The organism is Phocaeicola fibrisolvens, from assembly GCF_025567125.1.
GTDB lineage: Bacteria > Bacteroidota > Bacteroidia > Bacteroidales > Bacteroidaceae > Phocaeicola > Phocaeicola fibrisolvens.
Window position 1 is genome coordinate 126,714 of the sequence record NZ_JAOQJI010000002.1, and the last position, 12,458, is coordinate 139,171.

Here is a 12,458-nt window from a genome sequence, read left to right on the forward strand (position 1 = left end):
TTATGACCAAGAATCAGGAATATGCACTGCAATACGCAGATTATGCGATGGCACAGATGCGAAGGTATGGCATCCCGGCTTCCGTCACATTGGCGCAAGGCATACTGGAAAGCAGCAACGGACAGAGCCGTCTGGCAAGGAACGAGAACAACCATTTCGGCATCAAGGCAACTTCCTCGTGGATTGCCGAAGGCGGCAAATACGGAATCTACACCGATGATAAGCCGAATGAAAAGTTCTGCAGCTATGACAGCGTGGGTGATTCATACGAGCATCATTCCCGCTTTTTGAAGGAGAACAGCCGCTATGCCGGTTGCTTCAAACTCTCCCCGGACGATTACAAGGGCTGGGCACAAAGCATTGAGAAAGCCGGTTACGCCACAGGCGGCAAGTATGCCGAGAACCTGCAGAAAATCATTGAGCAGAACGGCTTGCAGAAGTATGACAGACAGGTGATGCAGGAGATGACGGCACAAGGCCGGCAGTTCGGGGTGGAACACAATCCGCTCCAGACTTCCGAGAGTGCGGAACATGGAACGGGGTATTCGTTCCCGGTGGAACGGGAGGAATTTCTGTTCATTACCTCTCCGTTCGGAACACGGCAAGACCCGTTGGACAGCACAAAGCAACAGATGCACAAGGGCGTGGATATCCGTTGCAAAGCCGACGCGGTACTGGCTACGGAGAGCGGCGGCAAGGTCGTGGCGGTAAACCAGAACAAGAATACACCCGGCGGCAAGTCGCTGACGGTGGAATATGCTCGGACGGACGGCAGCAAGGTACAATGTACCTATATGCACCTCAAGGAGATTTCCGTCAAGGTCGGCGATACGGTACAGGCAGGCGGACGGCTTGGCACATCGGGCAATACGGGGACACGGACGACCGGGGAACATCTGCATTTCGGTGTGAAGAATATCTATGCCGACGGGACGAAACGGGATATAGACCCTGCGGCGTATCTGGCTGAAATCGCACAGAAAGGACATATCAAATTGCAAATGCTGCACAACGGAAATGACCTGCTCGTCAAATACAAGGCGGCGGAAGATACCGTGCCTGAAAAGAACCTTTCGCCAGACGGATGGATGAAAAAACTCCTTTCGTCGGAGGATAGCGGTGTGGGAATATCGGGATGCAACGACCCGATTGTGGAGATGGCGATGACCGCTTTCGCCTCCCTGATGCTTTTAGCCACACAGATTGATAACCGGGAGGAAGAGGAACAGAAGACGGCGATATCCGCCGCGATGGATCTTCGTACCATCGACCTGAAGCCGTTGTTGCCGAATATGAAGAACTGCGACCTGACTATCGGCGAGAACGGCAAGGCCATTCTGAAAGCGGACAACGGGGAACTGCATGTCTCGCGGGAGCTGACCGCTTCCGAGCTGAACCGGTTGTCTGCCACGTTGAACAACGGTACACTCACGGAAGAGGCCAAACAGATGCGTGTAACCGGTATGCTGAATACGGTTATCCTGTCGGAAGCGGCCTCACAGAATTTTGAGCAGGGGATGACCCGGCAACAGGGACAAACGGAAAACCTGCGAAGATAAAGGCATGGCGATATGATAAAATGCGTGATGATACAGCTATGCAAGTGTCTGGCGGGAGTTTCCCTCCTTGCGTTGCACCTCCGGTTCTGCTACCTGCTGTTGGGATGGATCGGGACGCTCGTTGTCGTGGGCGTGCAATTAGCCATCGCCGGATGGATGGTCTGGGCGATGATACGCGCACCCGACTGACCGCACTCTACAACAGTTCAACATCAATCAACCCATGTATCACTTGTCCGGATGATCCATGTATCATTAAAGACAAAAAACAGATGATTAAATGTAATGTTACGGTATGCGGCGTTATCGGCCGCGATGCGTCGGTTCGCAAGAATAAAGAAGAGAAAGAATTTCTGGTGTTTCCGCTCCGGGTACAGATTCCGGCGACGGGTGGCGGGCACACTATCGAGGTGGATGTCCGCAAGGAGGGCTGTCAGGAGGAAGCCGCCGGTTATCGGAACGGCTCCCGTGTAGAAGTGAGGGGTACGATGTATCTCAAACGCCGGGGCGACAAGCTATATTTCAACCTGTTCGCCGATGAAATCTGCAATGCCGCTACGGATGATGCGGATTGCGTCAAGGGCGAGCTGGTGTTTCGTGGTAAGGTCGGCCAGAACATCGAGGAAAAAAGGGATAAGAAAGACCAGCCTTATACGGTGTTCTCGGCGTTTAGCGCAGAGAAGGTCGATGACGGCTTCGAGTACCAGTGGGTGCGCTTCTTCTGTTTCGGTAAGGAGCGCGAAGCGTGGTTGCAGCCGGGTGTAAAGGTGGATGCCAAAGGTGAAATGAACCTGTCGGCACACAACGGGAAAATCAACCTTTCCTGCAAGATGGAGGAACTGACGCAATATGTGGCGGATTCGTCTAACTATAATCAATAAGGGTTATGGCCGGTTACAGAAAGAAGAATGCCGACGGACCGAACAGCGAGGACAAGGCTCTTGACCTGTTCGCCGAAATGATGATCGAGAAAATCGAGGGCATTCAAAAGGACTGGAAAAAGCCTTGGTTTACGGAGGGTACGCTACAGTGGCCCCGCAACCTTCACGGGCGCGAGTACAACGGGATGAATGCTTTTATGCTGCTTTTGCACTGCGAGAACGAAGGGTACAAGATTCCCCGTTTCTGCACGTTCGATTGTGTTCAGAAGCTCAATAAGCCCGGAAAGGATGGAGAGGAACTGCCGCGTGTCTCCGTGCTTCGTGGTGAAAAATCCTTTCCGGTCATGCTCACCACGTTCACTTGTATCCATAAGGAGACTAAGGAGAAAATCAAGTATGACGATTACAAGAAACTCTCCGATGACGAAAAGGAACAATACAATGTCTATCCGAAGATGCAGGTGTTCCGGGTCTTCAATGTCGCGCGTGCGTCCGTAATGGTCGCGTAATAAATATCTCGATAATAAGAGATTAGGTTAGTGTTCAAAGTTTAGAAATAAACAATAGACCTATCCCCGACTGACTTACTCGGAGAGGAAACTCAAAGAGGAACACAGCACGTCAGTAAAGCGATAAGTTAGCTAATTGCCATGCTACGACTGAATTGCAAGGGGAAAGACAGATATGAGGATGAAGCCTGATTGGTTGAATGATAGTTCAGTGACAGAAGTTGAAGTTGTGGCGAAAGGCAGTTATATACGCCACATCATGGTACTACAGCCCATTGCGCGAGGGCAAGTAGCAAGAACAAGCCATGACACGACCGCAGTAAGTGGAGAAAAGAACGAAAGTCGCATCCGACAATCTGTTGCCTATCGAAAGATAGACGTTATTACGTGGTTAAACGGAGATTACCTAAATCGGAACGCCGTAAGGCTATGAGGATTTGCCTCTGAATATCCGACAAGGTAACGGAACTCCCGTAGTAGTCTGAGCAAGGGAAAACCTTGTACATGGCGAAGGGGAGTAGTTAGTAACTTTAATACAAACAAAAGAAAACGAGAGATTCGTTATGAGAAATCCAGAGATTGTATTAAACACATTATGCCAGCACAGTAAGGTCTCGGACTATAAGTTTGAGCGACTGTACCGCATTCTGTTCAACAAAGAGATGTTCTTCATTGCCTATCAGCGCATATATGCGAAGCCAGGCAATATGACTCCAGGCACAGATGGTCAGACTATCGACCAAATGAGCATTGGAAGAATTGAACGTCTCATCGAAACACTTAGGAATGAATCCTACAAGCCGCATCCTGCTAAAAGGGTGTATATACCAAAGAAGAACGGCAAGAAACGCCCTCTTGGTATACCATCCGTAGAGGACAAGCTTGTGCAAGAGGTAGTTCGGATGATTCTTGAAGCCATCTATGAGGGGCACTTTGAAAGCACCTCTCATGGTTTCAGACCTCATAAGAGCTGCCACACAGCTCTGACAAGCATTCAAAGGACTTTTACAGGTGCAAAGTGGTTTATTGAGGGAGACATAAAAGGCTTCTTCGATAACATAGACCACGATGTACTCGCCAGCATTATGCAAGAGCGTATTGCAGATGAAAGGTTTCTTCGTCTTATCAGAAAGTTTCTCAAAGCGGGGTACATCGAAGACTGGAAGTACAACAACACGTATTCGGGAACTCCTCAAGGTGGAATAATCAGTCCTATTTTGGCAAACATCTATCTTGACAGGTTCGACAAGTACATGAAAGAGTATATTTCACACTTCGACAAAGGGAAAGAAAGGGCTCACAACAAAGAATACTGTTGTCTCAACACGAAAACAGTAAACCTAAGGAAGAAATGGAAAGCGGAAACAGATGAAACTGTAAAAGCAGAACTGTTGATGAAAATAAAAGCCATGCACGAAGAGAAAAATAAGATGACATACAGACTTCCAATGGATGAGAATTATCGGAGATTGAAATACGTGAGGTACGCAGACGATTTTCTGATTGGAGTTATAGGGTCAAAAGCAGATTGTGAACGAATCAAGGCAGACATCACAGAATATATGATGAACAACCTTAAACTCGAACTTTCTGCTGAGAAGACACTCATAACTCACGCAAAAGAGAACGCTAAATTCCTCGGTTTTGACATCACCGTTAGGACATTGGATGTGTTTAAAAGGAACAGCAAAGGAATCAAAAAGCGAGAATTTGTTGGAAAGGTCATGCTTATGCTCTCTTCTGAAACAGTGAAAAAGAAGCTTCTTAGCTACGATGCTGTAAAGTTTACGAACGTAAACGGCAAAGATGTATGGAAGCCAAAATCACGGGAGAAAATGGTCGGTATGAAACCCGAAGACATCCTTGCACAATTCAACTTGGAAATCAAAGGCTTCTACAACTATTACTGTATAGCCAACAATGTTTCGTCAACATGTGCCGATTTCGGCTACATTATGGAGTATAGTCTTTATATGACTCTTGGTCAAAAATTAAGAAGACATGTAGGGCAAATCAGAGACAAGTACCGTAAAGGCAAGAATTTTGTCATCCCATATAAGGATGCAAAAGGCAAAGAACGGTTCAGAACACTCTATAAAGAGGGATTCAAACGTAAAAGCTCATTAACGGACGATTTTCTCGACCGTACCCCATGCACTATGTATGTTCCCAAACCAAGCCTTGCAGAAAGGTTGAAACAGCAAACCTGTGAAATGTGTGGTGCAACTGACACTAACGTCGTAATGCATCATATACGCACTCTTGTTGGGGTAAAGGGAGAAACTCCATGGGGCAAGTTGATGTTGTCGAGACATCGTAAGACGCTTGTAGTGTGTGAATCTTGTAATGCTATAATTCAGTTTCATGGGAAATAATGTGAGCTTACTAATGGCAAGCCGTATACACGGAGACGTGTACGTACGGTTTAGGGGCAGGTATGCGGAAACCTGCCGCCGTAAGGCGGTAAGGCGCTGCATACCGAGCCTACAAACTAACTTGCAGGAAGCGAGACCGGAGCTGTGGCAAAAACTGGAGCGAGAAAATTCGCGTCCGGCAATCGAGGAGGGCGAGCATTTCAGTTTTGCCCCAGTCGATACGATGATAAGGGATAACCTGTGGATTTGTCCGATTACGCCGAAATATCAGAATGACGCCTACTATTCCATCACGAAGAACGAAATCATCGTACCCGAAAAGGAGCAGTTCAAATCGGGAGAATCGTTCTACGGGACACTGTTCCACGAGATGACGCACTCCACCGGAGCGGAAAACGTACTTGACAGGTTCAAGCCGACTACTTTCGGTTCTCCTGAATATGCCCGTGAGGAACTGGTGGCAGAGTTAGGCAGCGCACTGGTCGCACAGCGTTACGGCATGACCAAGCATATCAAGGAGGACAGTTGCGCGTATCTTAAAGGTTGGCTTGATGAGCTGAAGGAATCGCCACAGTTCATCAAGACAACGCTTCTGGACGTGAAAAGGGCAACCTCGATGATTACCCAGAAGGTGGATAAGATAGCGCAAGAACTGGAACAAAATGTCGGCGAGAAGCAGGAAAACGGAGCGGCAGCAAAGGAGAATACATTTTATTCTTCTGTTGCGTATCTCCAATTTTCGGATGACACGAGGCAGCTTGACGAACTTCGGGAGAAAGGCGATTACGAGGGATTGCTGACGCTTGCCAAGGAGTATTACGACGGCAATGGCATCAACGAACAGCATACTTATTTATCGGCCACGAACAACAAGGGTGACAGCCTTATTGCCGAGGATGAGAATTTCGCTGTCGTGTACAACGGGAGTGTCGGGGGAACCTACGAGGTGATGTTGAAATTCACGGAGCAGGAAATCCGAGACCATATCCGGCGTTACGGTGTCGATATCGCCGGAGATACAATAAAAGGGGTTGCCAGGGAGATGGCGGCGGAACAGTTCTCCGCTTTGGCGTATCAAAAGATTCCGGCCTTCGAGATGCCGAACGGTGAAGTGCTATATGTCGAATATAACAAGGAATCCGATACGCTTGATGTCGGGCAACCCACCAATGCCGGGCTGGTCGCGCAGCATCGTTTCCCTTACGACCACAATGTCGGGCTGGATGCCAATCTGCAAGCCGTGAACGAGAAGCTGAACGAGCTGGAAGAGTATCGGGCAGAACTACAAGAGGCAGAATACGGCAGCGGTATGCGCCGGTAAGGATGGAAAGAAAAAGATGCGGAACTGGTTGGCTCCGCATCTTTTTTGCAGTTTATTTCCCCAACAAACCGTCTATCATAGACTGTAAATTTGCTATGTCGCAATACTGGTTACATCCCCCTCGGTAGTCCTTTCCATTTTGAGCTGTCCGTATCAGAAACGAATCGAGTTCAATTCTTACGCCGCTGCCCATTCGTGACAGACCGGAAGAGTGGCTGATGTAAACGAACTTGCCGTTGCGCTCAATGAAGCAGGAGGTGTCATAATGCCCTTTTGAATTGGAAGCCACCTTTGCACCAACGGCTGCGGCATATTTGGAAATCTCACGCACCAATGCTGTCTGGAAACTGCGGTACTCTTTTGAAACATAGTCTCCTGCATCTGCAAGTATAGCGTCCTGCCATTTGGTATAAAAATTCTGTGCCATATTGATATTTATTATTATTCGTTCCGCAAATAACTTTTCCATTTCTCGCCGTCAATGGTCAGTTTGCCCATTTCCCAATCGTATTCCACTTCCGGTATATTGGTATAAGGGAAATGAACGGTGTAGCCTATCTGTCCGTAAGAGCAATGCAGAGGGGTAACGCAAATCTCCCAACCGAAGTAAGATTGCGGCGTGCAGTATTTTCGCCAGTTGAAACGACCTGCGGCAATATTGCCGCAAAGTCGTTTGAGTATGTCGTTTGTTGTCATTCTGTACCTCCTTTGCTGAGTATGGTGAGTTGTTCGGGACGGTCTGGAAACCAATAAGCATCACTGTCGATATATACGCATCTATAGCCATTCCAAGGTTTTCTGAAAGCTAATACTTCTTTGGGGCCAAATACCACCCCGTAGTCGTTTGTAAACGCCACCATATCGCCTACAGCCAAATCACTGTCTGTTTCCATGACTTCGGACAACCGGCTGAAAAACTCCATGCCCTCGGCTTCACGCTCTTTCTTCCAGCGCATAAACTCCTCTTTGTGGCTTCTTGATGAGCCAATAGGTAATAACTCCGATGCCAAAACCTCTGTCTCGGAAGAGCTTGTTGAGATTAAGATGATGCTGTCACTATCCACTTTTTCGGGAGTTGAGATAATTCGACATTCTATATCATTATCGGCAGTGTGCCAAAAAAGGAGGTTGCCTTGCTTGATGAAATCGTACTTGCTCATTGTCTTTTGATTTATTGTTTTTTTTATTTCCCTTTTCTTGAAGCCTTTTGACTTCGCCCAAAGGGGTTGTTTTCATGTGCGTCACAAACGGGGGGATGCAAGAACGATGAGCAAGGAACCTGCAATGAAATTTTATGAAATACCGTCATCTCCGATTACGGAAAGTTGTCGTCAAATTTTATTTCAGGTAGCGATAGCGGTACTTGGGCAATGTTCGTCCACCGTACCTTTGCACACGAAAACAGACCTGCGGCGTATGTCGGGGCTGTGAAGGGATTATACCCTTAAAACAGGAATATACCGGCTGTGAAACCGGTGGCGGAAGCTCTGCAGAGCATATTTATAAAAGTAACCGGGGAGCCTGTGCAAAAAAGAGAGCAACCACCCACTTTTGAGGCGGGTGGTTGCCAATGTTTCGGACAAACATCAGAAGTGGTAATCAACAACTCCTCCGATGTAGAGTATCGTTCCCGGTTCAAGCCTACAAACAAACTCCATAAACGTAAAGGACTGTTCGGCAAAAGACTGCAGCCATCGCCATCCAAATAGAAATGATAGGCGACATCCAACGGATTTTCCACTGCCTGTTTGAGATAATAGGTCGAACCCCATTCCAACATATTATCTGCCGTAAGAGCATTCGCTCTTTTTTTGATATTGGCGACATACTCCTCTTTCCATTGCTCTATTCCACCATTATAGCGCATGGTGTCATCGGATATAAGCTCGAACATTCCTTTGGGCAAGGCATGATTGACCAAATTGGCAATATCCTCTTTACGGTCTTCCTCGTCTATTTCTGAACAATAGTCATAGAAGCTCCCGTCTCCTTGCTGGAGTGTGTCCTCATTCAGATAGTTTTCTTTGTCTATCGGCTCCGTTGAAATTTGAAAAATCCTGCTGTGCATAATTGTAAATTTTAGATTGTCAAATATTTTCTTTTTTTTTCCTTTTCTTGAAACTCTTTTGGCTTCTCGTCGGGGAATGATTTTTATGCAGGACTGACAGCGGGAAAAGGACGGATAAGGCAAGTAAACAGTGTACGGGATGAAACGGAATACCCAACCGCCCAATGTAAGAGCACAGTCAGGCTCGTCCGACTATGCCCTGCAACGAGGTGGGGAGTGAAAGTCAATCTTCGATTTGTGGAAGGCTGCCGTGAAGAATATCCGGGAACCGTTAGTGAAAGCGATACTTGACGACCAGACGCACGCTGTACCTTTGCATATAAAATCTCTCCGAAGAGAATTGCCGACGTGAGATGAAAAGAGACCATAATTGAGAAACGCTATTATTCATAAGGGGAAAAGACTATTCGTGGTTGTTATAAATGCTTGATTAACATGAAAATACAATTCGCGCCATAAAATAATCCTTTCTTGAAATAAAAATCACAGAAAAAGAAACAAGATTAAAAAATAACCATTAACTTTGCACCAGTCAAGTTTCCAATCGAAGCGTCGAACGGAATTAAAAGGGAATCCCGGTGAAAATCCGGAGCTGTACTCGCAGCTGTAAGTCCTATTAAAGTTTATCGCACTCTTTGCCACTGGTGAAAGCTGGGAAGGCGCGATAAGCGGGATGAGCCAGAAGACCTGCTTGATGAGATAGATTTAGTGACCACGGGATAATTGGCATTAGATTAAAATGAACAGAGGCTCGTCCACAGGCACCTATATTCTTTTTGATAACCGATTTCTCATTCGTTGCAAATCTGTCGCAATAAAAACGAATGTGTGTTTAAACTTTTTGTTTAACTTTTAATAATTAAGTTATGAAAAAGAATTTTAGATTCTTGGCAATGGCTGTTGTAGCAATGGCCGCCGCAGTGTTCACGGGATGTTCATCCGACGATGACTTCCTTGCTCCGTATGAGGAGAGTGCGATTCAAACCCGCGCGATAAGTTCTACCAATGCGCTTATCGATTTTGATAACGTACCTTCCAGCGTAATGGCTTCTGACCAGTATGGAAACAATCTCTATTCTGCCACGGCCAACGGCAAGCAGGTAACGACCGGCTACATCACTCAAATCGGGCAAACCGGTACGTACATTCAGTTCCCGATTAACTATTTGGAACAAGAATGGGTAAGCGGACAGCCTTGGGAATATGAATTTTGGAATGGTGGTTTTGCCATCTCTAATTTCCATAATCTGACACAGGGGGATTATCAAAACCAATGTAGCGTGTACTGGCCCAACGGCGGTCATAGCGGTAAAAATTTTGCTGTAGCTTTCGGTTATAGCGATTCATACAATGATTCACAAGCAACCTATGACAAATGTGCGAAGATTTACCTGACCGATGCAACCGGCTACAGAGTCGTTACCACAAACACTCCTGTCAAGGGTACACCGAAATATGGTAAATTCAACAGCGTATGGGTTTGTAATACGACTTATACCTACTTAGTCATGAAGGATGGCAACTCGTTTACACAAGGCTCTTTGTCGGCACAAAAAGGATGGTTTAAGGTGGTATTTGTTGCGTTGGATGCGACGGGTAAACCTACAGGTAAGGAAGTAGAATACTATTTGGCAAACTTCGATTCCAGTAAAGATGCAGAATCAGGTTTGACCAATAAAATCCGTACCGGATGGAATCAAGTGGATTTAAGCGGTTTAGGTGACAGCGTATGTACTGTAGCTATCAATTTCGAAGGAAGCGATTCAAGCGCATACGGATTGAACACTCCTGCTTACGTTGCTATAGACGATATTGATGTAACCGTAAACGAATAACATGAATTTGGGGCAAATGCTTTTTAACGGCAAGTGCAAAGTATTTGCCCCTTTTTATTATATCCCAATGGAGATTGGAATCAAATACTTTCTTCAAGGGAATTTCAGCATTAAAATTATAAATATAATGAAGAAGTATTTGCTTTTATTCTCCTTGACGATATTTCTATTTGCATGCAACAAAGACGAAGAAATATCGCAGGACGTGATATTGCCTCCTGTCATTGAGTTGGATAGCGAGGACGGAATCTACGTTGTAAAGATAGGAAAAGAGGTCGTTATTGAGCCGACCTATCAGAATGTCGATTACGCCGTTTATTCATGGAAATGCAACGGTCGTATCATTTCCGACGAGCCTCAATTGAAATACATTTTCAACGAATGCGGTTCGTATTACGTTACCCTGCGTGTGGATACGAGGGATGCCAGCACAGAGGAAGAAATTCGTGTGGATGTCAATGAATTGGCTCCGCCCGTTATTTCATTGGTAACCCCCTCTATAGGGCTTAAAGTTGTCGCAGGACGTGAGTATATCCTTACACCCGACATTCAAAATGCAGAAGGAGCTACTTATTTGTGGACTCTTAACGGAAACGAAGTCGGAACGGAAAATACTTATACATTCAAGCAAGATGAGTTGGGAACTTATGAACTGACCTTAACCGTAACAAATGAAGACGGACAATCAAAGAAGACAGTTTCTATTGAGGTTGTCGATAAACTTCCGATTGAAATCGTAGTTCCGTCATCTTTATATTTTACCGAGAATAATACCAAATACGTAGAATTAGGACGTACTTTGTTTGTCCGCCCCTTTGTATCAATAAGTGCCGAGCCTTCTTATCAATGGAGTTTGGACGGGCAACCGATTGAGGGAGCCAATTCTTTGGTTTACGGTTTCAAACCCGCTAAAACCGGAGAACACACGCTTACCTTTACTGTGAAATACGACAATCAAGATACAAAAGCAGTGCTCACCCGTAATATTTCGGTCTCCGGTGTCGATGAAGTCAGTGTCAATATTCCGGTGAAATGTTGTGAAGCGGCCGGAAAAAGACCTTTTGCTGCCGGAAATTCCATTTACAGCAATAAAGTATATGAATTTGTTCCGGCTCCGGGACAATTTGTAAACGAAACGAATACAGCAGGTTTCAATGGGGAAAGCACGCACGAAGCAGCCTGTGCTTACGCACAAAAACGTCTTGATAATGAACAATATGTTTCTCTCGGAGGTTGGGGAGGATATATTGTAGTAGGATTCGACCACAGTATCGAAAACAAAGGCGGTTATGATTTTTCCATCAAAGGAAATGCCTTTGATTCGTCAAATGAACCGGGCATTGTATGGGTAATGCAAGATGTCAATGGAGACGGCTTGCCCAACGATGAATGGTATGAACTGAAGGGTTCTGAATATGGAAAACCCGAAACCATTCAGGACTATGCCGTAACTTATTTCCGTCCCGGTCCCAACATGGACACCCAATGGCAAGACAACAAGGGAAATAAAGGGGCGATTGACCGTCTCGGCAACTATCACCCGCAAGAGTTTTATTATCCTTTGTGGATTGAAGAGGATTCCTATACGTTATACGGCACATGCCTGAAAGCACGTACCGAACAAAGCCCGTCGACAGGCATGTGGTCCAATAATCCGTTCGGGTGGGGATATGCCGATAATATTGGTGATGATATGCCCAATAAAGACAATCCTAACGCGGGAGCACTTGGAAACTATTTTAAGATTTCCGATGCGCTCAATATCGACGGCACGTCTGCAAACCTTTCCCATATCGACTTTATCAAGGTGCAGACCGGAGTCAATGTAAAAGCCGGATGGTTAGGGGAAAATTCCACGGAAGTTTTCAAGTTCTGTGATGAAAACAACAATAACGACAAATAAAATTCAT

At 46.0% G+C, this 12,458-nt stretch carries 9 protein-coding genes, 2 pseudogenes and 1 riboswitch; of the genes and pseudogenes, 7 read left to right on the forward strand and 4 right to left on the reverse strand.

Annotation, left to right across the window (positions count from 1 at the left end):
- Nucleotides 1–2: 2 nt before the first annotated feature.
- The 5 genes and pseudogenes from OCV81_RS01340 (at nucleotide 3) to OCV81_RS01360 (ending at nucleotide 6,645) form a co-directional block, all read left to right on the forward strand.
- Nucleotides 3–1,559 (forward strand): glucosaminidase domain-containing protein, encoded by a 1,557-nt coding sequence (locus tag OCV81_RS01340; protein WP_004320549.1) that lies wholly within the window; start codon nucleotides 3–5, stop codon nucleotides 1,557–1,559.
- A gap of 272 nt (nucleotides 1,560–1,831) precedes the next feature.
- Nucleotides 1,832–2,440 carry a hypothetical protein gene (locus OCV81_RS01345; protein WP_004320554.1) on the forward strand — a complete coding sequence of 203 codons (609 nt, stop codon included), beginning with the start codon at nucleotides 1,832–1,834 and terminating at the stop codon, nucleotides 2,438–2,440.
- Nucleotides 2,441–2,445: 5 nt separating this feature from the next.
- A pseudogene (locus OCV81_RS01350) lies at nucleotides 2,446–2,946 on the forward strand (ArdC family protein); the annotation flags it as partial.
- A 566-nt stretch (nucleotides 2,947–3,512) separates the two neighbouring features.
- Nucleotides 3,513–5,324, forward strand: coding sequence for a reverse transcriptase/maturase family protein (locus OCV81_RS01355; protein WP_057258715.1), 1,812 nt, complete (start codon nucleotides 3,513–3,515; stop codon nucleotides 5,322–5,324).
- 13 nt (nucleotides 5,325–5,337) lie between these two features.
- Nucleotides 5,338–6,645, forward strand: coding sequence for a zincin-like metallopeptidase domain-containing protein (locus OCV81_RS01360; RefSeq protein WP_253280247.1), 1,308 nt, complete (start codon nucleotides 5,338–5,340; stop codon nucleotides 6,643–6,645).
- A gap of 52 nt (nucleotides 6,646–6,697) precedes the next feature.
- Here OCV81_RS01360 and OCV81_RS01365 read toward each other — a convergent pair whose 3' ends face one another.
- The 4 genes and pseudogenes from OCV81_RS01365 to OCV81_RS01380 all read right to left on the reverse strand — a co-directional run bounded on the left by OCV81_RS01365 (nucleotide 6,698) and on the right by OCV81_RS01380 (nucleotide 8,713).
- Nucleotides 6,698–7,072, reverse strand: a complete 375-nt coding sequence (locus OCV81_RS01365) for a hypothetical protein (RefSeq protein ID WP_004320558.1) — start codon at nucleotides 7,070–7,072, stop codon at nucleotides 6,698–6,700.
- Nucleotides 7,073–7,086: 14 nt separating this feature from the next.
- Nucleotides 7,087–7,341 carry a hypothetical protein gene (locus OCV81_RS01370; RefSeq protein ID WP_004320560.1) on the reverse strand — a complete coding sequence of 85 codons (255 nt, stop codon included), beginning with the start codon at nucleotides 7,339–7,341 and terminating at the stop codon, nucleotides 7,087–7,089.
- Nucleotides 7,338–7,805 (reverse strand): hypothetical protein, encoded by a 468-nt coding sequence (locus OCV81_RS01375; protein ID WP_004320562.1) that lies wholly within the window; start codon nucleotides 7,803–7,805, stop codon nucleotides 7,338–7,340. The genes OCV81_RS01370 and OCV81_RS01375 overlap by 4 nt, the downstream gene beginning before the upstream one ends.
- Before the next feature lie 426 nt (nucleotides 7,806–8,231).
- A pseudogene (locus tag OCV81_RS01380) lies at nucleotides 8,232–8,713 on the reverse strand (hypothetical protein).
- Nucleotides 8,714–9,230: 517 nt separating this feature from the next.
- Nucleotides 9,231–9,422: riboswitch (cobalamin riboswitch) on the forward strand.
- 157 nt (nucleotides 9,423–9,579) lie between these two features.
- Between OCV81_RS01380 and OCV81_RS01385 the strand changes: the two are divergent.
- Complete coding sequence (locus OCV81_RS01385) at nucleotides 9,580–10,548, forward strand: DUF4465 domain-containing protein (protein WP_004320565.1); 969 nt, start codon at nucleotides 9,580–9,582, stop codon at nucleotides 10,546–10,548.
- 1 nt (nucleotide 10,549) lies between these two features.
- The gene (locus tag OCV81_RS01390) at nucleotides 10,550–12,451 is read left to right on the forward strand and encodes a PKD-like domain-containing protein (protein ID WP_004320567.1); all 1,902 of its coding nucleotides are present in this window, start codon (nucleotides 10,550–10,552) and stop codon (nucleotides 12,449–12,451) included.
- The last annotated feature ends 7 nt before the right edge of the window (nucleotides 12,452–12,458 follow it).